21 protein-coding genes and 1 pseudogene are annotated in these 26302 nt (G+C 47.5%); 10 read left to right on the top strand and 12 right to left on the bottom strand.

The window, feature by feature from the left end; genetic code table 11:
• Nucleotides 1–57 precede the first annotated feature (57 nt).
• The gene (locus PRUTH_RS03095) at nucleotides 58–852 is read left to right on the top strand and encodes a nucleoside-binding protein (RefSeq protein WP_151172494.1); all 795 of its coding nucleotides are present in this window, start codon (nucleotides 58–60) and stop codon (nucleotides 850–852) included.
• Between the two features lie 42 nt (nucleotides 853–894).
• Complete coding sequence (gene efpL, locus PRUTH_RS03090) at nucleotides 895–1461, top strand: elongation factor P-like protein EfpL (protein ID WP_045980321.1); 567 nt, start codon at nucleotides 895–897, stop codon at nucleotides 1459–1461.
• Nucleotides 1462–1544: 83 nt separating this feature from the next.
• Here the strand turns inward: efpL and PRUTH_RS03085 are convergent, their stop codons facing one another.
• The 3 genes from PRUTH_RS03085 to PRUTH_RS03075 are packed head-to-tail and all read right to left on the bottom strand — an operon-like array spanning nucleotide 1545 to nucleotide 3328.
• Nucleotides 1545–1961, bottom strand: coding sequence for a hypothetical protein (locus tag PRUTH_RS03085; RefSeq protein ID WP_052698287.1), 417 nt, complete (start codon nucleotides 1959–1961; stop codon nucleotides 1545–1547).
• Nucleotides 1951–2514 (bottom strand): hypothetical protein, encoded by a 564-nt coding sequence (locus PRUTH_RS03080; RefSeq protein ID WP_045980320.1) that lies wholly within the window; start codon nucleotides 2512–2514, stop codon nucleotides 1951–1953. Before PRUTH_RS03080 ends, PRUTH_RS03085 begins: the two co-directional genes overlap by 11 nt.
• A gap of 19 nt (nucleotides 2515–2533) precedes the next feature.
• Nucleotides 2534–3328: a M48 family metallopeptidase gene (locus tag PRUTH_RS03075; protein ID WP_045980319.1), complete on the bottom strand. Its 795-nt coding sequence runs from the start codon at nucleotides 3326–3328 to the stop codon at nucleotides 2534–2536.
• 246 nt (nucleotides 3329–3574) lie between these two features.
• Between PRUTH_RS03075 and PRUTH_RS03070 the strand changes: the two genes are divergently transcribed.
• Nucleotides 3575–4768 (top strand): multidrug effflux MFS transporter, encoded by a 1194-nt coding sequence (locus PRUTH_RS03070; protein ID WP_045980318.1) that lies wholly within the window; start codon nucleotides 3575–3577, stop codon nucleotides 4766–4768.
• A 31-nt stretch (nucleotides 4769–4799) separates the two neighbouring features.
• Here PRUTH_RS03070 and grpE read toward each other — a convergent pair whose 3' ends face one another.
• The gene (gene grpE, locus PRUTH_RS03065; protein WP_022946174.1) at nucleotides 4800–5387 is read right to left on the bottom strand and encodes a nucleotide exchange factor GrpE; all 588 of its coding nucleotides are present in this window, start codon (nucleotides 5385–5387) and stop codon (nucleotides 4800–4802) included.
• A 49-nt stretch (nucleotides 5388–5436) separates the two neighbouring features.
• On the bottom strand, nucleotides 5437–6390 hold the full coding sequence (locus PRUTH_RS03060) for an HrcA family transcriptional regulator (RefSeq protein ID WP_045980317.1): 954 nt from the start codon (nucleotides 6388–6390) through the stop codon (nucleotides 5437–5439).
• 88 nt (nucleotides 6391–6478) lie between these two features.
• Between PRUTH_RS03060 and nadK the strand changes: the two genes are divergently transcribed.
• From nadK to recN, 3 genes are all read left to right on the top strand, one after another.
• Nucleotides 6479–7363 (top strand): NAD(+) kinase, encoded by an 885-nt coding sequence (gene nadK / locus PRUTH_RS03055; protein ID WP_151172493.1) that lies wholly within the window; start codon nucleotides 6479–6481, stop codon nucleotides 7361–7363.
• A gap of 112 nt (nucleotides 7364–7475) precedes the next feature.
• On the top strand, nucleotides 7476–8021 hold the full coding sequence (locus PRUTH_RS03050; protein WP_179954352.1) for a hypothetical protein: 546 nt from the start codon (nucleotides 7476–7478) through the stop codon (nucleotides 8019–8021).
• 69 nt (nucleotides 8022–8090) lie between these two features.
• Nucleotides 8091–9764, top strand: a complete 1674-nt coding sequence (gene recN, locus PRUTH_RS03045) for a DNA repair protein RecN (RefSeq protein WP_151172492.1) — start codon at nucleotides 8091–8093, stop codon at nucleotides 9762–9764.
• A gap of 92 nt (nucleotides 9765–9856) precedes the next feature.
• Here recN and PRUTH_RS03040 read toward each other — a convergent pair whose 3' ends face one another.
• The 5 genes from PRUTH_RS03040 to PRUTH_RS03020 form a co-directional block, all read right to left on the bottom strand.
• Nucleotides 9857–10465 (bottom strand): LysE family translocator, encoded by a 609-nt coding sequence (locus tag PRUTH_RS03040; RefSeq protein ID WP_045980315.1) that lies wholly within the window; start codon nucleotides 10463–10465, stop codon nucleotides 9857–9859.
• 141 nt (nucleotides 10466–10606) lie between these two features.
• Nucleotides 10607–12022: a glutamate synthase small subunit GltD family protein gene (locus PRUTH_RS03035; protein WP_151172491.1), complete on the bottom strand. Its 1416-nt coding sequence runs from the start codon at nucleotides 12020–12022 to the stop codon at nucleotides 10607–10609.
• An 8-nt stretch (nucleotides 12023–12030) separates the two neighbouring features.
• Nucleotides 12031–16488 (bottom strand): glutamate synthase large subunit, encoded by a 4458-nt coding sequence (gene gltB, locus PRUTH_RS03030; RefSeq protein ID WP_151172490.1) that lies wholly within the window; start codon nucleotides 16486–16488, stop codon nucleotides 12031–12033.
• A gap of 337 nt (nucleotides 16489–16825) precedes the next feature.
• Entirely contained in the window at nucleotides 16826–17740 is a 915-nt protein-coding gene (locus PRUTH_RS03025; protein WP_151172489.1) for a substrate-binding periplasmic protein, read from the bottom strand.
• A 189-nt stretch (nucleotides 17741–17929) separates the two neighbouring features.
• Nucleotides 17930–18268 (bottom strand): Grx4 family monothiol glutaredoxin, encoded by a 339-nt coding sequence (locus PRUTH_RS03020; protein ID WP_022946165.1) that lies wholly within the window; start codon nucleotides 18266–18268, stop codon nucleotides 17930–17932.
• 354 nt (nucleotides 18269–18622) lie between these two features.
• On the opposite strand from PRUTH_RS03020, the gene PRUTH_RS03015 reads away from it, so the two are divergent.
• From PRUTH_RS03015 to PRUTH_RS03000, 4 genes are all read left to right on the top strand, one after another.
• On the top strand, nucleotides 18623–19207 hold the full coding sequence (locus PRUTH_RS03015; RefSeq protein ID WP_022946164.1) for a superoxide dismutase: 585 nt from the start codon (nucleotides 18623–18625) through the stop codon (nucleotides 19205–19207).
• 231 nt (nucleotides 19208–19438) lie between these two features.
• Entirely contained in the window at nucleotides 19439–21361 is a 1923-nt protein-coding gene (locus PRUTH_RS03010; protein WP_022946163.1) for a PrkA family serine protein kinase, read from the top strand.
• Nucleotides 21362–21390: 29 nt separating this feature from the next.
• Entirely contained in the window at nucleotides 21391–22677 is a 1287-nt protein-coding gene (locus tag PRUTH_RS03005; protein WP_045980312.1) for a YeaH/YhbH family protein, read from the top strand.
• 15 nt (nucleotides 22678–22692) lie between these two features.
• Nucleotides 22693–24201: a SpoVR family protein gene (locus PRUTH_RS03000; protein WP_045980311.1), complete on the top strand. Its 1509-nt coding sequence runs from the start codon at nucleotides 22693–22695 to the stop codon at nucleotides 24199–24201.
• On the opposite strand, the gene PRUTH_RS02995 is transcribed toward PRUTH_RS03000, so the two are convergent.
• On the bottom strand, nucleotides 24202–25167 hold the full coding sequence (locus PRUTH_RS02995; protein WP_045980310.1) for a sensor domain-containing diguanylate cyclase: 966 nt from the start codon (nucleotides 25165–25167) through the stop codon (nucleotides 24202–24204).
• A gap of 3 nt (nucleotides 25168–25170) precedes the next feature.
• A pseudogene (locus PRUTH_RS02990) lies at nucleotides 25171–26175 on the bottom strand (response regulator).
• Nucleotides 26176–26302: the final 127 nt, after the last annotated feature.

Below are 26302 nucleotides of genomic sequence, written 5' to 3'. Positions count from 1 at the left end.
GTTGTTCGCCATCATCTGCTATAATTGCGTTGACTTTCCTTTTAGAAACATCTTGTTATGAAAATCAATACACGTAACCTTGTCGCCTGTGCATTGACAGGCTGTAGCTTGCTGAGTATGCCAGCGGTCGCGGCCAATTGGAGTCAGACTCAACTGCACGTGAATTATGGCGACTTTAAAAATCCTTTCTCAGGCCAAAAAGCAGATACCAGCGTCGTGTCTTTGCAACACGCGTCGGCTTACGATTACGGCGATAACTTCTTTTTTATCGATGTTATTCATGATGACCTTGATGATGGCTACCAAGACAGTGATTTCTACGGTGAGTGGTACTCGAATTTCAGCCTATCAAAAATCTCTGGCGAAAATATCAGTGCCGGCCCTCTCAAGGATGTCGGTTTTGTGATGGGCTTTAATGCCGCAGGCGATGCCAAGGCGCTGAAATACCTACCCGGGGTGAAACTCGACTGGCAGGTGGATGGCTTTGACTTTTTCTCTACCTTAGTCACGGCTTATATTGATGATAGCGATGGCGTTAGTGCCGGTGGCGCGCCAACCGAAAGCGACAGTTGGATGCTGGATATTGCCTGGGGCGCACCTTTTAGCCTCGGCGAGCAAAAGTTCTACTTTACCGGCCACGTTGAGTACATTGATGGCCGCACTAACGAGTTTGGCGAAAAAGTACAAAACTGGGTATTAGCACAACCGATCCTGCAGTGGGATTTGGGCCACGCGCTTAACGCCAAAGAACGCACCTTGATGCTAGGTATCGAATGGCAATATTGGCACAATAAACTGGGCACCAATACCTCTGAGTCGGTTCCGCAAATTCACTTGGCTTGGACCTTTTGATCAGGTAACTTACAGCTCTTAGATAATCGAGGAATAATAATAATGCCCAAGGCAAGTGAGATAAAAAAACACGCGGCTATTGAGTATCAAGGTCGGGTGATGATTGTACGCGACATTGAGCGCTCTGTGCCTCAAGGCCGTGCCGGTGGAAGCCTATACCGCATGCGTATGTATGATGTGGTTGATGGCACCAAGGTGGATGAAACGTTCAAAGCCGAAGACATGCTTAATTTTGCCGATTTACAGCGTCGTGCTGCAATGTTTTCGTATGTTGACGGTGATGAGCATGTGTTTATGGATGAAGAGGACTACACCCCCTATCATCTCAACAAAGACAGCATTGCTGAACAGCTACTGTTTATTGACGAGTCGACCAAAGGTTTACAGGTGGTGTTAGTTGAAGGACGCCCAGTGTCCATAGACCTACCAACTAGCGTTGAATTAGTGATTGAAGACACCTCACCATCCATTAAAGGGGCGTCGGCCAGTGCACGCACCAAACCGGCAACCTTGAGTACAGGGCTGGTAGTACAAGTGCCTGAACACATTTCCAGCGGCGATAAGATTAAAATTAACACCGCTGAGAGCAAGTTTATCAGCCGCGCTTAGCGCTGATTTATTGTAGAGGTAAGCGCTCGCTTACCTCTTCCTTACCAAGCGTGCTGTAAGCATCATACTGCGTTTCACACTGGCTATTCGTTACGTGTATACACCTGAAGCAGCGGGTGGTCATACTGCGCAAAATCAACGGTAATAGACAAACGTTGTCGCCCCGTAAATAATTGCTTAAAAGCCTCTGGTGAGCGCCGCATACCATCTGCAAAAAGCCCCATGACCTGCTGATGATTCAAACTGCGTTGGCCGCTTTCGGTGTTTTCAATGGTCAGCATCGCCACACGACGCCCAGAGCGACTGCTCATAGGCACCACATTTAATACTTTGAAAGCACTGATATCCGGCTCAATATTGTTATCGTTGGCAAAAGCCAGCGCTAAGCTTGTTGGCAAACTAGGGTCTAGATGCAAAGCGCTATCACTGCCCTTGGCATCGCTAAAGCCGCTATAACTCGCCACGGCTATCAATAGTGTCACTAAGTAATTATTGGCCACAGATTTCTCCAGGTGGTGGCAGTGCATGGTCAGTGCCTTGCACAAACCATTGTTTATCTCGCTTGACTAACAACATCGCAGGAGGCCCGGGCTGGCGCTGAACCTCTGTTAAGCGGTAAAAACCCAGTGCTTTAGGGCAATATACATAGAGCACCTGCATGTAGCCAGGCTCGTTATCATTGTGCTGTTGCGCCAAGATATAAGGGCCAATCTGCTCATAGTGCTTTGATTTATCGATCACACTCTGCATACCCACAAGCAGTAAAATGCCATGTAAGGCACTCATTAGCATGACCGCTTGCGCGGCGATAGTAGCCAAAGGCCTGTAGCTGCGCTTTTCTATCGCCCACCACAAATGTGCGCTCAAACCACCAGCCAGTACTAACTTAACCGAGCTAAACACCACACCGATACGATACATCAGCATGGGACTGTGCCACTGTATGGCAAATACCGGCGCGCTAATCAAACTATCAATGATAAGCACAAGCGCCAGTAACAGTGGGATAAATACTGGCGGCCTTTGCTTAAGTTTTTTATAGGCGCTGAGCATTTAAGTGCTTACCGAGCGACTAACGGCATTGCGGGCGCTTGCCTTGTTTTTGAGCACTGCTATACAAGCTTTGTGCATTGGTCATTTGCTTTTGCAACTGCGTAATGCGACTTGATGGCGCCGGGTGGGTCGATAAAAACTCTGGCTGACGAGCGCCACCTTGCTTGGCCATATTCTGCCACAATGCCACTGACTGTTGGGGCTCAAAGCCTGCTTTGGCCATCAACTCAAGACCAATTTCATCGGCTTCGCTTTCATGAGTACGACTAAAGGGCAACACCACCCCAAATTGGGCTCCTAGACCCAAGGCCTGCATAATCTCATTGCGATAGCTCACCTCGCTCATATCCAGTGCCACGGCACCTAACTGCATACCCGTTTGCAGTAGTTGGCTTTGCGAAACGCGTTCATTTGAATGCTCAGCAATCACGTGCCCCACCTCATGACCCAACACCGTCGCGAGTTGATCTTGATTCTGCGCCACATCTAATAGCCCGGTGTGTACACCAATGTAGCCACCTGGTAATGCGAAGGCATTCGCCGAGGGTTCATCAAACACCACCACTTCCCACTCTTGTTGCGCGTATTGCTGCGGTAGAACGGTGATCACCGCATCAGCCACACACTGCACATAGGCATTGGTGGCCGGATCTTTGTTGATCTTCTGTTCTTTTTTCATTTGTTCAAAGCTAGCACCGCCGAGTTGGCTCATCTCACTGTCTGAATATAAAGCCACTTGGGTGCGCCCTGTGGGCGATGTTTTGCATCCACCAAGCGCGGCGACAAGCGCCAGCGCGATTAAAGCATGTTTCATGATTTGTTCCCTATTTACCGAATGAGGTTAGCATAGCAAAGTGTGATGGGGCTCGCCTAGCTCTACGCAAAAGTATAAAACTGTATAATTAACATTATCTTAATAACATTTGGCTGTTACCTACTGGCAGCGGGTGATATAGTGAACAAACCAAGGTGTTTTATCCGTCTGCGCTGAACCCCAATACGTTAAAAGTATCAAGCCAGCCTTGGTTTCTCCACACTATCAAATTGAAGACTGAATTCTATGTCCACAGACGATATAAGAACGCCTAGTCGGCGTTTATTACTGCCGCTGTTAGCCAGTATTGTTGCTATTACCCCGCTTGCGGTGGATATGTATCTGCCGGCGATGGTGCAAATTGCCGCTGATTTAGGCGCGACCATGCCACAAGTGCAAATTTCACTGAGTGTGTACTTAGGTGGTTATGCGTTAGGTATGCTGTTTTTTGGCCCCATAGCCGATCAAATGGGCCGTCGTCGCCTTGCCCGCATTGGCCTTGGGCTATTTGCGCTGTGCTCATTGGCATTGGCATTTTGCCAAGACATCCATCTTTTTTGGGCATTACGGGCTGCGCAGGCCTTTACCGGCGCCGCTGCTACCGTTGTGGTGCCTGGCATTATTCGTCATATATATCAGCAAAATACCGCTAAAGGCATGAGCTATGTGTCGATGATTATGATGATTGCACCGCTCATTGCCCCGAGTATTGGCTCGCTGATCCTTTCTCTGGCGCAGTGGCAAGTGATTTTCTTAACGTTAGCGGGCTATGCCGTATTTATTCTTGTGTGGGTGCAAATGCACCTGATCGATATTCCCATTTATCGCAGCGAAAAGCGTGGCTTGAGGCTGTTTTTTGAAAGCTACTCGGTAGTACTAAGCGAACCTAAAGCCCGGGCAGATATACTCTCCTCAATGTTGGCGTCATTCGCTTTCTTTTGCTTTTTGACCTCAGTGCCGTTTATCTATTTAGATTACTTTGAAGTGTCAGAGCAATTGTTTGGGGTGTTATTTGCCTTTAACGTAATAGCGCTGATGATAGGCAACTTCGTCAATACCCGTGTGGTACCAAAAGTGGGTTCTCGGCGCATGTTGTTTATCGGCTTAGCTCTGGCTTTTATTGCCGGCGGCACCTTACTCACAGTGAGCCTAATGCAGCAGTCACTGTACTTTATCGTCTTTAGTATTGCGCCATTAATGATGAGTTTGGGTATCATTGCCAGCAATGCTGATGCCCTTATTTTAATGGAATTTGAACGCAACTCCGGCACGGCAACCGCCGTGATTGGTACCTTGCGTTTTGGTAGCGGCGCGCTGGTAGGGCCTATTCTCGCCCTGATCCACCCTGAAAATGCGGTGCCATTTTCAAGTATGATGTTCAGTGCCCTAGTACTTATTCTGCTTACCCAGTTTTGGCATCACAAAAAAAATGCCCGCTAAGCGGGCATTTAAAGCATTATCTGGTCGGCCCTTATGGCGCTTTTGATACCATCACCATAGCCGGGCGCAATAGGCGACCGTTGAGTGTGTAGCCCTTTTGCATCACTGCAAGCACAGTATTAGGTGCTACGTCTTCACTGGGTTGCATACTCATTGCCTGATGTAAATCAGGGTTGAATGTTTCGCCTTGTGGCTCAACCACTTCAACGTTAAATTTGCCAAGCGCTTCGACAAAGCTTTTCGCTGTCATTTCAACGCCTTCGAGCATAGGCTTAATAGCCTCGTTGTCTTTATCAGCGAACTCAATGGCACGTTCAAGGTTATCGAGCACAGGAAGCAGATCACCGGCAAACTTTTCCAGTGCAAACTTGTGCGCCTTGTCGACATCTTGAGCCGCACGACGACGAATGTTTTCCACTTCGGCAGCAGCGCGAACAACGCTATCTTTTTGATCTTCTATCGTTTGCTTAGCCGCTTCTAATTCTGCGTGAAGCGCAGCGATTTCAGCTTCTGCGCTGTTATCATCGCCTTGAGCTTGTTGCTCACTCGCCTGCTCTTGTTCCACCGCTTCTTGCGGGTTGTCCTGTTCGTTTTCTTTCGCCTGTGTTTGCTCGGACATTTATCTGTTCTCCAAAAACTGCTTAACTGCGTTTCATTATGGGGATGGTTTAAGTGGTTTCAAGGTCCACTTCTTCGATTTGCGCAAATTCTTGAATAATTGCTTCGATCTCTGCTGATTTCGGAGCAATCACACAAAACCGGCTTTGGTATTCGTGATTCGCAAAGTACGCCAAACTCAATATTAAGAAGTCATTAAATCCCGGCATCGGCACACTGTTACCTAGTAGCACCGACACACCATTGCGAAAGGCCAGCTTATCTTCAACCGCATGTAAAAAGCGCACTCCAATAGCATACTCTTGGTCGTGCTGGCTGTGAGCGTAGAGGTTATTCTCGCCCACCACGATGCTGTTATCAGTGCCCAACTTATTACCCAGCTCTCGCGTCCACTGAGCCAGCGAACCATGACAATAATGCGGTGCAGTGCGACTCATCGCTTTCATGCGGTGGATCCCCTCGAGCAGGTTTTGCTGGGCAAACACCGAATTCAGCCAAGTTGCAAACTGATAGCGAATGTCGTCATTGGCTTCGACGGGCTTAGTAATAAGAATGTTATGGCTTTGCCCGTGCCGGTCAAGCAGCAGCACCAGCCAATGTTTGCGGTCAAAATCAAGTACTTCAACTCGAAACACAACTTGCGTCGTTACCTGTGGTAGGCCGACACAGACGCACACTTTAAAGCGTCGCGCGAGGTGATGCGCAAACTCAATCAGTTTGTCCTGCGGGGGCTGCCAATACAAGCCGAGTTGGTCGAGGTCGAAATAGCTGTCAAACCAAAACGCAAACCCCTGCTCAGTAGGAATACGCCCCGCAGAGGTATGAGGTGAGTACAGTAAACCGAGCTTTTCAAGTCGAGACATGGCATTGCGCACGGTGGCACTGCACACCGCCATGCCTTTTTGTTTGGCAATGCGGGTCGAGGCGACAGGATTACCTTCGCCGTCGCAATACAAGCTCATTACAGCAGAGAAAATCTGCTCGTCACGTGGTGATAATTTCATATAGTTATAATTTAGGCTCTTTGCCTCAGTTTCAACACCCTGACTTTTGCGTTACTCTATAAGGAGTTAGTTCGGTCTTGGCACATTTATGAGCGCATCTTTTAAAACCATAGGCTTAATTGGTAAAGCCAATCATGAAGGCGCGGCGCTGACATTACAACGCCTCTATACCTTTTTGCAAGCACTAGGCTACAAGGTTTTGGTCGAGCACCACTATGGCGGCCAACTTGAAGACGCGAAAGAAGCCACTTTGGTGGACTTAGTGGAGTTGGGTGAACGGGCCGACTTGGCGATTGTTGTCGGCGGTGATGGTAACATGCTCGGTGCCGCTCGGGTGCTTGCCCGCTTTGATGTTGGGGTGATCGGCGTAAACCGAGGTAACTTAGGCTTTCTAACCGATTTAAACCCCGATAGCTTTGAAGCCTCTTTAGAGCAGGTTCTCAGCGGTCAGTATATAGAAGAAAAACGCTTTTTATTGGAAGTCGAAGTGTTTCGCCATGCCGAGCTAAAAAGTGCCAACTCAGCCATGAATGAGGCCGTACTGCACGCCGATAAAGTGGCTCATATGATTGAATTTGAGTGTTTTATCAACGATGATTTTGTCTTTTCGCAAAAATCAGATGGCCTGATAGTGTCCACGCCCACGGGTTCTACAGCCTACTCACTTTCTGGTGGCGGGCCCATACTCACGCCAGGTCTAAATGCCATGTCGCTAGTACCTATGTTCCCACACACCCTCTCCAGCCGCCCGCTCGTCGTTGATGGCGACAGTGTGGTGCGTTTGCAACTCAGTCCTAGTAATACCGATAGCCTGCAAGTGAGTTGTGATAGTCACGTGGTACTGGCCCTGCTCCCTGGTGATGAGGTTGTTATTAAAAAGGCTGAAAAGCCTTTACGGCTAGTCCATCCAACTGACTATTCGTACTATAACGTGTTGAGGCAAAAGCTAAACTGGGGTTCACGCTTGTATTAGCCAGCGTTAACTTAGCGTTCAGTTTTTATTGCAATTAGACCCTATTTACATAAGAATAGGGCATTCGTTGTTTTCGGTTCCCACTCGTATCCTCATGGTTTTCGTCGTCATCTTGACACTTATTTTACTTATTACCTTGCTTGGTGTGTATATGGTCATTGAGCGCAACCGTGAGAAAGCGCGAGAGGCTCAACGACGTATGTTTAACGCTCGGGTCAAGCAAGTTCAACAACGCTTTCAAAGCCATCTGCATGAGTATGAAGAAGCTCGCATTCTACGTCCCAAACATGTGCCGCAACTCAATGCTATCTGCAGCAACTTCTTCGTTGTTCAAGGGCACAATGAGGATAACCTCACGTATTTAGAATACATCAGTGAACGTGTGCTGCAGACGTTGGACAGCGAGTTAGCTAAGTCTTATGTGCGTAACGACATAGATACCCTAGCAGAGCGGATTCAATACTTTATTAGTGAATTACCCACACGCGGTATCGAGTTTAATGCTGCGTTTTACCATGACATCCTCCCTACCCTGCTGACGCAGCTTACCTCCAGCGATCTCAGTGACCACGAGCAGCTTAAAGACGAGCCTGATGAGACTGAGGACGACGTCGATGAGCAGCAAGAGCACTCATCAGCTCGGCACGAAACTGTTTAAAATTTAATTTGCAAAAACCACAAACACTGTATAGATTAACAGTTATACATAACTGGATGGATGAACAGTATGCTGTGTGGATTAAAAATTACTAATTTTGCCATTGTAAGCGAATTGGAAACCCAATGGCGCAGTGGCATGACTGCCATAACCGGTGAAACAGGGGCCGGTAAATCCATTGCTATTGATGCGCTGTCGCTGTGTTTAGGTGAACGCGCTGACGCTGGCGCAGTGCGCCCAGGGGCAAAGCAAGCCGATATTAGCGCGCGGTTTGATATTAGCCAGCTGCCTAAAGCACAACAGTATTTGCAAGAGCATATGTTAGAGGGTGATGATGACGAGTGTTTGCTGCGTCGCGTGGTTGCTAAAAATGGCCGTAGTAAAAGTTACGTTAATGGCATTGCCGTCACCGCTGGACAGCTAAAGGAGTTGGGCCAATATTTACTTTCCATCCACGGCCAACATGCTCATCAACTGTTGTTAAAAAGCGATCAGCAGCTGCATTTGCTAGACGAATACGCAGGCCACGGTGCACTACTTGAGCAAGTGGCCAACGCACATCATACTTATACCAATCTCCATCGTGAACGCCAGCAGCTAGAAGCTAAGCACGCCCAACAACAAGCACAGAAGCAACTGCTTGAATATCAAGTTGCTGAGCTTGATGAGTTCTCCCTCAATGAGGGTGAATACGCTGACATTGAAGTTGAGCATCACAAACTCAGTCATTCACAGCAGTTACTAGAAGGCTCACAACAACAGCTTTATGCCTTGTATGAGGGCGAAGAACAAACCATTAACGGTGCATTGCAACAAAGCGCCGCTGCTATCGCCGAACTGGCCAACATTGATAACGCGCTCGAGGGCGTAGCGACTATGCTCAATGATGCGTGTGTGCAAGTGGAAGAGGCTAGCCGCGAGTTACGCGCTTATTGCGATGGCGCCGAGCTGGATCCACAGCGCTTACAGTATCTAGATGAGCGTCTTGGCACCGCAGTAACTCTGGCAAGAAAGCACATGGTTGAACCCGAAGCCTTAGTAGAGCACCATCAGCATATTAAGGCTGAGTTAGAAGCTATTTGCGTTGATGACCAACGTTTAGCCCAATTAGACGAAGAAATAGCCTCGGCACTGGCTGCTTATCAGCAGCACAGCTTAGCCCTTTCAGACAGCCGCAAACACGCGGCTGAGCAACTGGGCGAGTTAATTGGCGCCAGTATGCATGAATTATCGATGGAAAATGGCCGCTTTGCCATTGAGCTTGATTACGACAACGAACGAACCCCCAGTAAGCTAGGCCAAGATCGCATAGAGTTTATGGTCAGTACCAACCCAGGCCAGCCCTTACAGGCGCTTAGCAAAGTAGCATCCGGAGGCGAGTTATCGCGCATCAGTTTAGCGATTCAAGTAATTATCGCTCAACGGGTTACCACGCCTACTCTTATTTTTGATGAAGTGGATGTAGGTATTTCTGGCCCGACAGCCGCTGCGGTAGGTAAGTTATTACGTCGTTTGGGTGAATCAACACAAGTAATCTGTGTGACCCATTTACCGCAAGTGGCTTCCAGTGCTATGAACCAGTTTTTTGTCGCCAAAGAAGTGGCCAATGATGAGACCTACACGCAAATGCAGCCGTTGAATAAGCAAGGGCGAGTCGATGAAATTGCGCGGTTATTAGCAGGGGACAACATTAGTAAAGCAACTCTGGCTAACGCCAAAGAGTTGATTGCCGCACACGGGTGAGGGATTACACTCGATTAACTCTATATGAGCGCTCAGAGCGCTAACAACTCGACATTAGCAATGTGTACGGTCTTATGGATTGAGGCTGTGCACTAAAGTGCTGTTACTATTTCCTTAAGCACAGGTATCACCGATAACACCAGTAACAATGCCATCGTCAGGTTAAACCAGCGACGTCTGTTTGCGGTGTTGAGTAGATTTTTAAGCATTGAACCAAACATTAGCCACACGCCAACGCAGGGAAATGACACCAATAAGAAAGTCAGGACGATAACAATATTGTCGCCACTAAATTCCCCTCCAACACTCGTAAAAGCGGCAATAGCGCCGCTAGCAACAACCCAAGCTTTACCATTAACCCATTGAAATAACGCACCATTGATAAATGATAAAGGTCGATGCTGCTCCTTCCCCTCAATGGCAGCGGATGAAAAAGCAATAACGAACGCAAGGTAGAGTAAATAAAGAACACCTAAACACTTTATGACAAAGTGCAGGCTTGGGTATCTGCTAAATACATAAGAAAATCCGAGGCCGACAAGCAACAACATAACAGCAAAGCCCACGCAAATGCCTGTCAGTAACGGCAGACTACGCTTAACGCCAAAGTTAACGCCAGAAGTCATCACTAAAATATTGTTGGGTCCTGGGGTGATGGAAGCAGAAATGGCAAACAGAGTCACCGCTAACACATATTCCATAGCTCATTACCTCCCTGTCATAATTTGCACTTACGGATGAAAAACCGGTTGAGCGGTTTTTAGCTTATCCTTTTTCAGTCACTGTTAGCTATAAAAAAACGGGCCAACAAGGGCCCGCTTTGATTTTCCCAGAAAAGAACTTTATACCTCGAGGTAGTCCATGATGCCCTCAGCGGCGTTTCGACCTTCAAAGATCGCGGTGACGACCAGATCGGATCCTCGTACCGCGTCACCGCCAGCGAAAATCTTTGGATTAGTCGTTTGGTGAGTATATTCGCCTTGCTCAGGCGCAGTGATCCCACCCCAGCTATTGATTTCGACACCAAACGGCGATAACCACTCCATCTTGTGGGGTTTGAAGCCAAAAGCCATGAGCACGGCATCAGCGGCCACGACATGTTCAGAGCCCGCGACTTCTTCGGCGCGGCGCCGACCATTTTCATCCGCCTCTGTGAGTTGGGTTTTTATCATTTTCACACCGGTGACGATGCCTTGTTCATTCACCTCAATACCTTTAGGTTGAACGTTGAACATGAATTCCACGCCTTCTTCTTTGGCGTTTTTCACCTCGCGCTTTGAGCCCGGCATATTTTCTTCATCGCGACGATAGGCACAGATCACATGGTTTGCCTGTTGACGCACCGAGGTACGCACACAATCCATCGCGGTGTCTCCACCGCCGAGCACGACAACGCGCTTGCCTTGCATATCAACAAAAGGCGTTTGGCTTTCATCATAGCCCATCACGCGATTCGTATTACCAATTAAAAATGGTAATGCGTCATAGACGCCTTCGGCATCCTCATTGGCTAAATTGCCGCGCATGCTTTGGTATGTGCCAACACCTAAAAAGACTGCATCGTATTGATCAATAATACTTTGCAATTCAATATCTTTGCCTATTTCGGTATTCAGTTGAAACTCCACTCCCATCTCGGTGAAGATTTCACGACGACGCTGCATTACTTCTTTTTCAAGCTTGAAAGAAGGAATGCCAAAGGTTAGCAACCCCCCGATTTCCGGGTGACGGTCAAATACCACCGGCTTAACGCCATTGCGTACCAACACATCAGCACACCCCAAGCCAGCGGGGCCAGCACCAATAATGGCGACTTTTTTATCGGTCCACACCACGTGCTTCATATCAGGCTTCCAGCCCATAGCAAACGCGGTATCGGTGATGTATTTTTCTATATTTCCTATTGTCACCGCGCCAAAGTCTTCATTGAGCGTACAAGCGCCTTCACAAAGACGGTCTTGCGGGCATACCCGACCACACACCTCTGGCAGGCTATTGGTGCGGTGAGACAGCTCAGCTGCCTCGAGTATACGCCCAGTGCGGATCAGCTTTAGCCACTGCGGGATGTAATTATGGACCGGGCACTGCCACTCGCAATAGGGGTTGCCGCAATCCAAGCAGCGATCCGCCTGAGAGTCGACTTGGTTTTGCGAAAATGGTTCGTAAATCTCGACAAACTGCTGCTTGCGTGTGGAAATCGGCTTTTTCCTTGGGTCCACGCGCTGCACGTCAATAAATTGATAAACATTCTGACTCATACTTCCTCCTATTGCGCCTGTACGCGCAACTCCGCGCTACTGCGGGCGCGGTGGCCCAATAAACTCTGCACATCACTGGATCTTGGTTTCACCAACTTAAACAGCGGTAGATACAGATCAAAGCTAGCAAGAATAGCCTCGGCTCGCTGCGAACCGGTGAGTTCTAAGTGTTCAGCTATCAATCCACGGAGGTGCTCATGATGTGTTACTAAGTTATCCAGTTCGACAATTTCCACCAGCTCTGGGTTGATGCGTTTATCAAAGTCTTGGGCTTCGTCGAGTACATAGGCAAAACCACCTGTCATCCCTGCACCAAAGTTCACCCCAACCTTACCAAGCACACATACGACGCCGCCGGTCATGTATTCGCAGCCATTATCTCCTAAGCCTTCAACCACAGCGGTGACGCCGGAGTTACGCACACCAAAGCGCTCGCCAGCACAACCAGCAGCATATAAATGACCCCCAGTTGCACCATATAGGCAGGTATTGCCAATAATTGCCGCTTGGTGTGATTGGAAACATGAGCCCATTGGTGGGCGAACGACTAAGCGCCCACCGGCCATGCCTTTACCGACATAATCATTGGCATCGCCAATAAGGGTCATCTCGAGACCACCGGCATTAAACACACCAAAGGATTGCCCGGCAGTGCCATGTAGCTCAAGACGAATTGGATCAGCGGCCATACCCTGGTTACCGTGCTTCGAGGCAATATAGCCGGAAAGCATGCCACCAATGGAACGATCGGTGTTATTAATGCGGCTCACCAAATTTAAACCCGATAAGTTATCAATGGCCTCCTTGGCTTTATCGAGCAGCTCCTCATTCAAGCGCCCCGTATAATGCGAAGTATTGTGCACCGAGCAGTATAGGGTCTCACCGCTGATATTATTGGGCTTCTCCAATAAATGACTGAGGTCGACTTTTTGCTGTTTCGGCGTTTTGCCCTCAATGGCTTCGAGTAATTCGGTGCGACCAATTAAATCCACTAGTCGCGTGACGCCCAGAGATGCCATGATTTCTCGCGCTTCTTGGGCAATAAACTTAAAGTAGTTCATCGCCATCTCAGGCAAGCCATGATAATGCTTGGCCCGTAATGTCTCGTCTTGCGTCGCTACACCGGTTGCACAGTTATTGAGGTGACAAATACGCAGGTATTTACACCCCAGAGCCACCATAGGTCCGGTGCCAAAACCAAAGCTTTCAGCGCCGAGAATGGCCGCCTTGATGATGTCTAAGCCGGTTTTTAAACCGCCGTCTGTTTGCAAGCGAATACGGTGACGCAAGCCATTTTCAACTAGGGCTTGCTGCGTTTCCGCTAATCCCAACTCCCACGGGCTACCCGCATACTTCACTGATGTCAGTGGGCTGGCCCCGGTGCCACCGTCGTACCCGGCTATGGTGATAAGGTCGGCGTAAGCTTTGGCCACACCGGTAGCAATGGTGCCGACCCCTGGCTCTGACACTAACTTAACCGAGATCATTGCACTTGGATTCACCTGCTTGAGGTCGAATATCAGCTGCGCCAAATCCTCAATAGAGTAAATATCGTGGTGTGGTGGAGGTGAAATTAAGGTCACACCTGGTACCGAATACCGAAGTTTTGCGATATAAGGTGTGACCTTCTCACCGGGCAGCTGGCCTCCCTCGCCAGGCTTAGCGCCTTGGGCGACTTTGATTTGGATAACATCAGCACTGCGCAGATAGTGCGGAGTGACGCCAAAGCGTCCTGATGCCACTTGTTTAATACGTGAATTTTTCTCGGTATCAAAGCGCAGCTTGTCCTCGCCACCCTCGCCCGAGTTAGAACACCCGCCTAAGCGGTTCATCGCAATTGCCAGAGCTTCATGCGCTTCTGGCGATAACGCGCCGATACTCATGGCGGCGGAATCAAAACGCTGATAAAGCGCCTCTGCCGGCTCAACATCATCGACACTAATGGCCTTAGTATCGCTGCGCAGCGCGAGCATATCGCGCAAATTAGTGATGGGACGATTGTTTACCAGGGCCGCATAACGTTGATAGTCCGCATAGTCTCCTGAGCGCACTGCGGTTTGCAGTGTTTGGATCACATCGGGGTTATAAGCGTGATATTCGCCGCCATGAACGTATTTTAACAGCCCACCATGGGAGAGCAGTTTACGTGCACTAAATGCTAGTTTGCGCAACTTGCCTTGGTCGTGCTCAAAATCCGCAAAACAGGCACCAGCGATACGACTCGCCACGCCATTAAAGCATAGCTCGACCACTTTATCGGATAATCCCACCGCTTCGAACAACATAGAGCACCGGTATGACGAAATGGTACTGATCCCCATTTTCGACATAATCTTAAACAACCCTTTGTTGATAGCATTGCGATAAGACAGCGTCACTTCGCGGTAGCTCTTGTCGATCACCTTGTTATCGCTCATCGCCACCAGCGACTCATAGGCGAGGTAAGGGTAAATAGCGGTTGCACCAAAACCAAGTAACACCGCGAAATGATGAGGATCGCGTGCGCTTGCAGTTTCAATAATTATGTTAGTGTCACAACGCAAGTTGTTATTCACTAAACGTTGCTGAACCGCACCAACGGCCATTGCCGCCGGAATAGGCAGGCTGTCTTGGGTAATATGGCGGTCGGTTAAAATCACCATCACCGCGCCTTCTTCAGCCTTACGCTGCGCCTCATCACAAACGCGTTCCAACGCCTGCTCTAAGGTCTCATCACTGGTATAGTTTAGGTCCACTTGGCTGTGGCTATAGTGCTCATCGTTGGCACTGCGCAGCTGCACCATATCCGAGTACATCAGCACTGGCGAATCAAATTGCAAGCGCTTAGCGTGTCCTGTGGTCTCATTGAAAACATTTTGCTCACGGCCAATGCAGGTCGTTAGTGACATGACATGGTTTTCGCGCAGTGGATCGATAGGCGGATTCGTGACCTGAGCAAACTTTTGTCGAAAATAATCATACAAGGAGCGATGGCCTTCAGAAAGTACCGCAAATGGCGTGTCATCGCCCATTGAACCGGTGGCTTCTTGGCCATTTTCACCCATCACCCGAATGACCTGGTCCAACTCCTCATTGGTGTACGCAAACATTTTCTGGTAAATCAGTAGCGTATCAGCGTCAAACGAACGGTTACCGGCTTCTTTGTCGGTCAGCTTCTCAAAAGGCGTGAGGCGCTTAACGTTTTGCTCCAGCCATTGTTTGTAAGGGTGCCTTGCTTTGAGGTCTTGATCGATTTCTCCTGAGTGCCATACCTTGCCATGCAAGGTATCAACCACCATCAGTTCACCGGGACCAACACGGCCCTTCTCCACCACCTCATCGGCGGCATAATCCCAAATCCCGACCTCTGAGGCCAAGGTGATAAACCCGTCTTGGGTCACCACATAGCGAGCAGGTCGCAAGCCGTTACGGTCGAGGTTACATGCCGCAAAGCGACCATCGGACATCACAATGCCTGCAGGTCCATCCCAAGGCTCCATATGCATAGAGTTGAAATCATAAAATGCGCGCAGATCATCATCCATCGCTCGGTTCTTTTGCCATGCCGGTGGCACTAACATACGCATCGCGCGGAACAGGTCCATCCCCCCGGCTAAAAACAACTCCAACATGTTGTCCAAGCTTGAGGAGTCTGAGCCACTCTCGTTGACAAAAGGGGCGGCACTTTGCAAATCAGGCAGCAGTGGTGAGGAAAACTTATAAGCACGAGCCCGAGCCCATTGTCGATTGCCCGTTATGGTGTTGATTTCACCGTTATGAGCCAAATAGCGGAACGGCTGTGCTAGAGGCCATCGCGGCTGGGTATTGGTGGAAAAACGTTGGTGAAAAACACAAATTGCCGAGGTCATGCGGATATCTGCTAAATCGAGATAAAAATTTGGCAAGTCCTCTGGCATCATCAAGCCTTTGTATACAGTGACTAACCCAGACAGGCTAGCAATGTAAAAATCCTTATCCTGTTCTAACTGTTTTTCGATACGTCGGCGGGCAATGTACAGCCGACGTTCCAAATCTTTTGGTCGCCATCCTTCCGGGGCGCTGACAAAAACCTGCATAAACTGTGGCAATTGCTTCAAGGCAATATCGCCTAAGTAACTGGTATCGGTCGGCACTTCACGCCACCCTTGTAGGGTCAGTGTTTCTTGTTCTAATTCTTTGGTGATAACGCGTTTTGCCGCTTCGGCTTGAACCGGATCTTGGCTTAGAAAAACCATTCCCACAGCATAGTTCTTGCCCAGTAACCAGTTGTTTTCTTTGGCTACAGCTCGAAAAAAGCTGTCTGGCTTTTGCATCAGCAAGCCACAACCATCACCGGTTTTACCGTCTGCAGAAATACCACCCCGGTGTTCCATACGGGCAAGACCCGTGATCGCGGTGCGAATCAACTTATGGCTGGCTTGCCCATTGACTTGGGCTATCAAGCCAAAGCCACAATTATCTTTTTCTAATGCTGAGTCATATAACATTTGCGGACTCCTCTCCCCTTGCTACTGCGTGCTAACCGCGTTGCAAGCAACCCTCACAGGCGGCCTAGCAGACCGTCAACGCTAACGCTTTGCAAACAGAGTGTCAATGAAATTATGAATACATATTCACATTCTTGAATATTTTTCACGCTTTGTAAACATATGCGAAGCAAGGGGGTATAGAGGTATTTTTACTATTTATACTCGTTATTTTTTATATGACACCAGTGTCATATTTACAAATCGTGTAAATAGCGACCCTAAAAACGGACGTTTACGTTAACGTAAAGATGGGACAAGCATGAATAATTATTCATGTTGCGAATAAAAATTCACCTTAATATGTGCCCTGAGCTGCACAGTGCTCGTCAATACGCTCAGTAAGCTGTTGGCGCAATTGCTGAGCATTGGCAACAGGAATGGTTTGATTGATATCTTGCATCAACACTTGCCACTGTGGCCGCGTTTTCGATAGCGCAAAATACAATGGCTGATTGGTTATGCTTGGTTGCAATACTCGATAGGCAGCGCGGTCAATACCGTTTGCACTGGCAACGGTATGTAATACTAAGGGATCGCCAATAATGAGGTTAACGCGCCCGTTAACCACTAAGTTAAGGTTTTGCGCATCATCTATAGCTTGTTGAACAATGACTTGGCCACTGTCGATCACTTGATCTACCTGGGGGGCATTTTGATAGCCACGAACGATACCAAGAGAGTAATTGGGCAATTCCGATATTTGCGGGGCCTGGGTGATAGCACTGTCTGCTGCAGCCACATAATGCACCGGTGCATGCGCTAATGCTAAGGACAATGCGAGGTGATTAAGCCGCGTGCTGCCAGGGATGACGTCTGAGGGCGCGGATGATTCTATTTCATACTCAGGAGCTAAAATGTCCGCATGACCCAATTCAGTCATGCGCACCGCTCGAGCCCAAGGCAAAAACCTGAACTCAGGATTATACCCAGCCTGCAATAGCAACGCCGCCATATAATGCAATAGCCAGCCACCCTGACATTGATTACGCCCCAAGTAAGGAGGCCAATCAAGCGTCGCGACAATCACATTACGCTCGAACCCTGCATCGACAATAAAGGTACTGCCGCGCCAAAAGCCTGTGTAACTCATGGTTGCATCATTTACTTGATAGTCAATCGTAATAGATTGACGCTGCGCGTAGGAGTAGCTAGCGGGGAGTAAGGCCACTGCCAAAATTAAAACGGTCATACGAATATAAAGCATGAACATACAAGGCACGCCCAATAAACTGCTATTAATAACAAAGTTTAACCGAAGATGTGCAGATAGAAAGTTTTTACCGAGGGATTCGAAAAATTGCTTTTTTAGTGAGAAATGCGTTGCTGATCGATGGTATCAGTCAAAGCCTCTGAACAGGGCTCTTAATAAAAAAGCCAGGAGAACCTGGCTTTTTTACTCTTATTCGCTATCAGCGTCTTTGTACTTTGCTGCTGTTTGCTCAATAAGAGGCTGCAACTCGCCGCGTTGGAACATCTCAATAATAATGTCGCAACCACCGACTAACTCACCTTCCACCCATAACTGCGGAAAAGTTGGCCAGTTCGCATATTTTGGTAACTCAGCACGAATATCCGGGTTTTGTAGGATATCAACGTAAGCAAACTGCTCGCCGCAAGAAATCATCGCTTGCGCTGCTTGAGAAGAAAAGCCACAGCTTGGTAGTTTTGGAGAGCCTTTCATATAAAGCAGAATGGGATTTTCAGCAATTTGCTGTTTAATCTTTTCAACGGTTTCCATGTACAACCTCAATTTCTGTTAAATGTGACGGTAAGTGTTGAAATCCATCACTTTGACCACAATGTCTATCGTTAGCAGTAATTTTAAAGCAAACAGCGCGCTGTTGATACCGTAGCATGACGGTGATGAAGGCAACCACGATATTTTTTGCTCTGATGTAGCAAAATCGTCGTATAAGACGTTTACTGTAAACGCAGGATCAGGCACTTGTCGCCGTTTTGGCGTTGCTGTTTGCTAAAACTTGAGTAAAATACTCAGGAATTATAGTACCACTATAATGGCATTCAGTACACTTTGCGCAGTCCGCGCGCAGCTGCTTGCCCTTTTTTCAAATAATGATAGATGGAGAAAAACATGGCATTTGAACTACCGTCACTACCATACGAAATCAATGCATTAGAGCCACATATCTCTCAAGAGACGCTTGAGTATCACCACGGTAAACACCACAACACCTACGTGCAAAAGCTAAATGGCCTTATTGCTGGTACTGATTTCGAAGGTAAATCTCTCGAAGAAATCGTATGCTCATCTGAAGGCGGTGTTTTCAATAATGCTGCTCAGATCTGGAACCACACGTTCTACTGGCACAGCCTTTCTCCAAACGGTGGTGGTGCACCAACCGGCGCTGTAGCCGATGCGATTAACGCTAAATGGGGCTCTTTTGAAGCGTTCCAAGAAGCATTCAATGACAAAGCAGTAAACAACTTCGGTTCGAGCTGGACTTGGCTAGTTAAAACTGCAGACGGTTCATTGGATATCGTTAACACCTCAAATGCAGCTACGCCTCTAACTGAGCAAGGCGTAACTCCAATTCTGACCGTTGATCTTTGGGAACATGCTTACTACATTGACTACCGCAATGTACGTCCAGATTACCTTAAAGGCTTCTGGTCGCTAGTAAACTGGGACTTCGCAAACCAGAACTTCAGCGCTTAATTTAACCGCTGATATAAATAGGTGAAATTTTTTCACCTGCTTGTTCTAAGTTGATAAAAGCCGTGTGCGCACCATGCTCATGCGGCTTTTTTGTGGCTGTTCATAGCGCTAAATATGAATAACTAAATTCCTAATATATTTCGCAAAATTTCACTTTACTGTCTACGCTTTAAGTACCGAGTCGCATCTTTCCACCCTTTCATCTCAGCTTCGGGTAACTTGGAGGTCGGTATGACAATTTTCGAGCATTATCAATCACGATTTGAAGCATCCCAGGAAGAAGAGTACAGCATTAGCGAGTTTCTAGAGCTGTGCAAAAAAGACAAGACAGCCTATGTCACGGCACCAGAGCGCCTGCTAACAGCCATAGGCGAGCCAGAAATGGTCGATACATCGCAAGATGCGGTGTTAAGTCGGCTTTTCTCTAACCGAGTTGTACCAAGATACCCCGCATTCAATGAGTTTTATGGAATGGAAGATGCCATTGAGCAGATTGTTTCCTACCTAAAACACGCCGCACAAGGCCTAGAGGAGTGTAAACAAGTATTATACTTGCTTGGTCCTGTGGGCGGTGGTAAATCATCGATTGCTGAAAAGCTTAAGTACTTGATGCAACAAGTGCCTATTTACTGTCTTAAAGGCTCACCGGTGAATGATCACCCCCTGAGCCTTTTTAATGCCATTGAAGACGGCGAACTGCTAGAAAAAGAATACGGCATTAAAAAGCGTTATTTGCGTACCATCATGTCGCCTTGGGCAGCGAAAAGATTAAAAGAATACAATGGTGACATCAGTCAATTTAAGGTGGTAAAGCGCTACCCCTCTATTTTAAATCAAGTGGCCATTGCCAAAACTGAGCCTGGTGATGAAAACAACCAAGATATCTCCGCCCTAGTGGGTAAAGTTGATATTCGTAAACTTGAACATTACGCGCAAAACGATCCAGATGCGTACGCGTACTCAGGCGCTTTATGTCTTGCCAACCAAGGCTTGATGGAATTCGTCGAAATGTTCAAAGCGCCCATTAAAGTACTGCATCCGCTGCTAACTGCCACCCAAGAAGGCAACTACAACGGTACTGAGGGGATTTCCGCCCTGCCCTTTAATGGCATTATTTTGGCTCACTCAAATGAATCAGAGTGGCAAACGTTTAAGAATAATAAGAATAATGAAGCCTTTTTAGACAGGGTTTACATTGTGAAAGTGCCGTATTGCTTACGCGTCACTGAAGAGGTAAAAATCTACGATAAGTTACTACACAACAGCGAGCTAAGCGACGCTCCGTGTGCTCCAGGCACCTTAGAAACCTTAGCCAAGTTCTCGGTGTTATCGCGGCTAAAAGAGCCTGAAAACTCCAGCATTTACTCAAAAATGCGGGTCTACGATGGTGAAAGCCTGAAAGATACCGACCCTAAAGCCAAATCCTACCAAGAGTACCGCGACTATGCCGGCGTCGATGAGGGCATGACTGGGTTATCAACCCGCTTTGCATTTAAAATCTTGTCGCGCGTGTTTAACTTTGATCACAGTGAAGTGGCTGCCAACCCGGTCCACCTTTTCTATGTATTGGAACAGCAGATAGAGCGGGAGCAATACAGCGCCGAAGTGCAAGAACGTTACTTGTCGCACTTAAAAGGCTACCTGATCCCTCAATATGTCGAATTTATCGGTAAAGAGCTACAAACAGCTTATTTAGAGTCGTACTCCGAGTACGGGCAAAATATCTTCGATCGCTACGTCACCTATGCCGACTTTTGGATCCAAGATCAAGAATACCGCGACCCTGACACCGGACAGCTATTCGACCGCGCCGCACTCAATGCTGAGCTGGAGAAGATCGAAAAACCTGCGGGTATTTCTAACCCCAAAGACTTCCGCAATGAGATCGTTAATTTTGTTTTACGAGCGCGCGCTCACAACAACGGTAAGAATCCGCTTTGGACTAGCTACGAGAAACTGCGCACAGTGATTGAGAAAAAAATGTTCTCCAACACCGAGGACTTACTGCCGGTTATCTCATTTAATACCAAGACATCAGCAGAGGATCAGAAAAAACACGAAGACTTCGTTAACCGAATGGTTGAAAAAGGCTACACCCAGAAACAAGTGCGCTTACTGTCTGAGTGGTATTTGCGCGTTCGCAAATCGCAGTAACCAGCACGTAGTGAGTTGAGGGAGGTTTTATGGCGCACTTTATCGACAGGCGCCTGAACGGCAAGAATAAAAGCACGTTAAATAGACAGCGCTTTATTCGCCGCTATAAAAAGCAAATTAAAGAAGCCGTTTCAGACGCTATAAATAAACGCAGTGTTACTGATGTCTCTAGCGGGGAAAGCATTTCTATCCCCGCCAAAGACATCAAGGAGCCTTTTTTTCATCAAGGTCGCGGGGGGCATCGTGAGCAGGTGCACCCGGGCAACGACCAATTTAATAAAGGCGATAAAATAAAACGCCCGCCGCAGGGTCAAGGCGGCGGCGCTGGTGAGGGCGAAGCCAGCGATCAAGGTGAAGGGCAAGATGAGTTTGTATTCTCAATTTCAAAGGATGAGTATCTAGACTTATTATTTGAAGATTTAGAACTACCGAACTTACAAGAAACCAGTGTCGATAAGCTGGTACAAATGAAAACGCACCGAGCTGGTTTTTGCAGCGATGGCATGCCAAGCAATATTGATATTGTTCGTTCTTTACAAGGCTCGCTTGCCCGAAGAGTGGCGATGACCGCAGCAAAGCGACGCGAGCTCGCTGAACTAAAAGCGCAATTGATTGAACTTGAGCATGCCCCCGTACCAGAGCAAACCAAAATTAACGCGCTCCTTGAGCAGATAGAAGTGCTTGAGCGAAAGATATCTGCGGTACCTTTTATTGATAATTACGACTTACGCTTTCGCAACTACGAAAAGCGTCCGCACCCTACTTCTAAGGCCGTTATGTTTTGCCTTATGGATGTCTCTGGTTCGATGGATCAAGCCACCAAAGACATGGCGAAACGCTTTTATATTCTTCTCTACCTATTTCTTACCCGCAGCTATGAAAACATTGAGGTGGTGTATATCCGCCATCATACTCAAGCCAAGGAGGTCGACGAACAAGAGTTTTTTTACTCGCAAGAGACTGGCGGCACCATCGTCTCCAGCGCATTAAAACTGATGCATCAAATAGTGAGTGAGCGATACGCATCCAGTGAATGGAATATCTACGCAGCGCAGGCGTCCGATGGCGACAATTGGGCAGATGATTCACCGCAATGCGCCGATTTGCTGAGCAACAAAATCTTACCCATGGTGCGATACTATGCCTATGTCGAAATCACCAATCGTGCACACCAAAGCTTGTGGCGAGAATATGAGCAACTCGCGGCTCAATTCGGCAACTTTGCCATAGAGCACATTCGTGCTGTTGATGATATTTATCCTATTTTCCGAGAGCTATTTAAGAAAAACGCCAACAAAACGGCGCGTAGCGCCTAGTAATGAGGGGCGATTATGACTCGAAAGCCATTAAGTGATGGTCCAGATTGGACCTTTGATTTGCTTGAGCAATACCGCGACGAAATAAAACGCGTTGCACAACACTATAAGCTTGATACTTACCCGAACCAAATTGAAGTGATCACCGCTGAGCAAATGATGGATGCGTACTCCAGTGTCGGTATGCCTATTGGCTACAACCATTGGTCGTACGGTAAGAAATTTATCCAAACTGAGCAAAACTATAAGCGCGGACAAATGGGACTGGCCTATGAGATTGTGATTAACTCGAACCCTTGTATCGCATACCTGATGGAAGAAAACACCATGCCGATGCAGGCCCTAGTCATGGCTCATGCCTGCTATGGCCACAACTCATTTTTTAAGGGTAACTATCTGTTTAAAACCTGGACGGATGCTGGTTCCATTATTGACTATTTACTCTTTGCCAAAAACTACATTGCCGAATGCGAGCAAAAATACGGTATTGATGAAGTGGAGAATATTCTCGACTCCTGCCATGCGCTAATGAATTACGGTGTGGATCGCTATAAAAGGCCACAGCAAATCTCTTTGTTCGAAGAAAAGAGACGACAGAAAGAGCGAGCAGACTACTTACAGTCTCAGGTTAATGAGTTATGGCGCACAATTCCAGAGGCTGAGTCGCACAGTAAACAAAAGCGCGAGCGTTTTCCTCGTGAGCCGCAAGAAAATATTCTTTATTTCATCGAAAAAAATGCGCCTTTACTGGAACCGTGGCAACGAGAAATTGTGCGTATTGTACGCAAAATCTCGCAGTACTTTTATCCACAAAAACAAACCCAAGTAATGAATGAAGGCTGGGCTACTTTTTGGCATTACACCATACTTAATCACCTGTATGATGAAGGAAAGGTCACCGACGGCTTTATGCTCGAAGTACTGCAAAGCCACACTAATGTGGTGTATCAACCTCCCTACAACAGTAACTACTACTCGGGGATTAACCCTTACGCCTTAGGGTTTAACATGATGACGGATATTCGCCGAATCTGCGAAAACCCAACGGATGAGGATAAACAATGGTTTCCGGAGTATGCTGGCAGTGACTGGCTGGAGACCCTGCACTTTGCCATGCAAAACTTCAAAGATGAGAGCTTCATCAGCCAATTCCTTTCTCCTCGTATGATGCGGGAGTTCAAATTGTTTTCCATCGTTGATGATGCTCAACAACCTCACTTGGAAGTCGGGGCTATTCACGATGAAGCGGGTTACCAAGCAATTAGGGAAACCCTATCAGCGCAGTACAACCTCAGTAATCATGAGCCTAATATTCAGATCTATGATGTTGATATTAGAGGGGATCGTTCTTTAACTTTACGTTATGTACCACATCAATCGATTCCTTTAGCGGACTCAAGCGATGAAGTGATGAAGCACCTATACCGGTTATGGGGGTTTGCGGTGAGGTTAGAGCAAGAGCAACAAGATGGCAGCACCCAACTGCTTAGTCAGTGCCCTGCAGCGCAAAACAGCGACGCTTAATTAAGCGCCGTTGTTAGCGATAGAAATGCGGTTTCGCCCTTCTTGTTTCGACTTGTACAGCGCTTTGTCTGCTGCGGCGACCCACTGCTCATGTTGCTCAAAAGTGCTGTCGTACTGAGCGATCCCTACACTGATAGTCATTTTAATGACTTCCTCGTCAACAACCACTTGCGAACTTTCAACCTGTGCCCGCAAGCGCTCGGCAAATACTTTGGCGCCTTCTGCATCTGTATCATATAAAGTAATAGCAAACTCTTCACCGCCATAACGCCCAGCCATGTCACTTTCGCGCAAGGTGTTGCTTATAATGTTGGCTATGTGTCTTAACGCCTCATCTCCTGCCGCATGGCCATGACTGTCGTTAATATTTTTGAAGTGATCGATATCTAGCATTAACAAGCTATCATGCCCTTGTGAGCGACTCACACGCTTAAACTCTTTTTGCAGACTTTCTTCCCAAAAGCTGCGATTAGGTAATTGTGTTAACCCGTCAGTGCGACTGATTTGCTCTAGCATACGATTGGCTTCTTCCAATTCGATTTTATTCACTGCCTCGTCGGTTACATCATAAATAATGATGCATACGTGAGTCACATCTCCGGTGGTACTGGTTAACGGGATGAAAGTCGCATTTTGGTACATATGGTTCGCTTTACCAGTGATCGGACGGTAGTTCTTAAAGCGAAAAATATAGGGCTTTTGCTCCCAAATAGTGAATGAGCGATTTTTCAGTACAAACACTGACTCGGTTTTGGTTCGAAACCACTTCTCATCAATGCTGGGGAACAAGTCGAATAAGTCTTTGTCTTTCACTGCACTAGGCAGCAGCCCAGAGTGATTCTCCATAAAGCCATTCCATATGCACACCCGGTATTTGCGGTCCAATACCACAAGGCCCACATCCACGGTATTAAACATATCCATGAGCCAGTGTATTTCGTGCATATTAAAATCAGCTGCAGGCATAAATTAATCTTCCAATAGGTATTCGACTTTGTATTTGAGAGTTTTCAGGGAATCTTCTGTGAACAACAACATGAGGTCGCAATTTATATCGTGGTCCTCGATTCCATAGCTGATTTCTATCGCCAATGTACGTTACCAACGCGAGCGATTGGCCGAGACCAATTCTTCAACTTCACGATGCTGACCGAGCACCACTGGGTGGCCTTGGGAAAAACCCACATCAAGCTGCTTGGCTAAGCCGGTAAGTACCGAGCCCACTAAAATATTGCTGACATCCATTAATAGTTCGAGCTCGACCGCATCGGTGATCTCTCCCTCGTAATTCATCAGTGAAGCAATTTCTTTAAAGCTGGAGTCATTAAGCAATAACAACGCCTCGCCCGAGATCCCCCCACCAATAAAGCCCTGACAGATGCCTGAAGTTGCCGCATTTTGGTCGATTGAGCGAAGTGCCATTGCCAGCTCATTCACTTCAAGTACGTTTACATTAGGAATGGGCAGCTTTACGAATACATTAAGTAGCCGCGCGAGCAAGTCACCCGCTTGCCCCATCGCCACATTGGTGATCTCTTGATAAATGTCACGAATATCCGGGTCAAGCTGTTCCCCGAGCTGCAAGGCTAAACGTTGGCGTGCCGCCTTATCTTTTATGCCGTGCTGATCAATAATTTGCTCTAATTTGCTGGCATCGCACGGTTTAGCAATGAAATCAATCGCACCAAGCGCAAGGACACGCTCGTGCGCTGTCGGTTGGATATCACCAGAGACCACCACAACGAGCACCTGAATATTACGCTCTTTGATGGCCTGCAAGACTTGATAACCATCCATGCCTGGCATGTTGAGGTCTAGAAACAAGATTTCCGGTGAAAACGACTGCAATTTATCTAGGCAGTCTTCGCCGTTGACGGCGTATTCCAGTTTTATTTCCCAATCTTCGGGTAGGGATCGGGCTAACTGCCTGCGAGCAACTGTGGAGTCATCACAAATTAACACTGGTGTTTTCATGACAGGCAGTACCTCACTCGCATGATCGTTGAATGGTGGTTAGTCGTATCGGAATGCGTTGTTATTGTTGTTGATCGCAAACTAGCCTGTATTAATGTTAATAAAAGATAACAATAAACACAATTTA

It is taken from the genome of Pseudoalteromonas ruthenica, from assembly GCF_008808095.1.
Lineage (GTDB): Bacteria > Pseudomonadota > Gammaproteobacteria > Enterobacterales > Alteromonadaceae > Pseudoalteromonas > Pseudoalteromonas ruthenica.
Note: the sequence above shows the minus strand (reverse complement) of the source record. Positions and strands in the feature narration are given on the sequence as shown.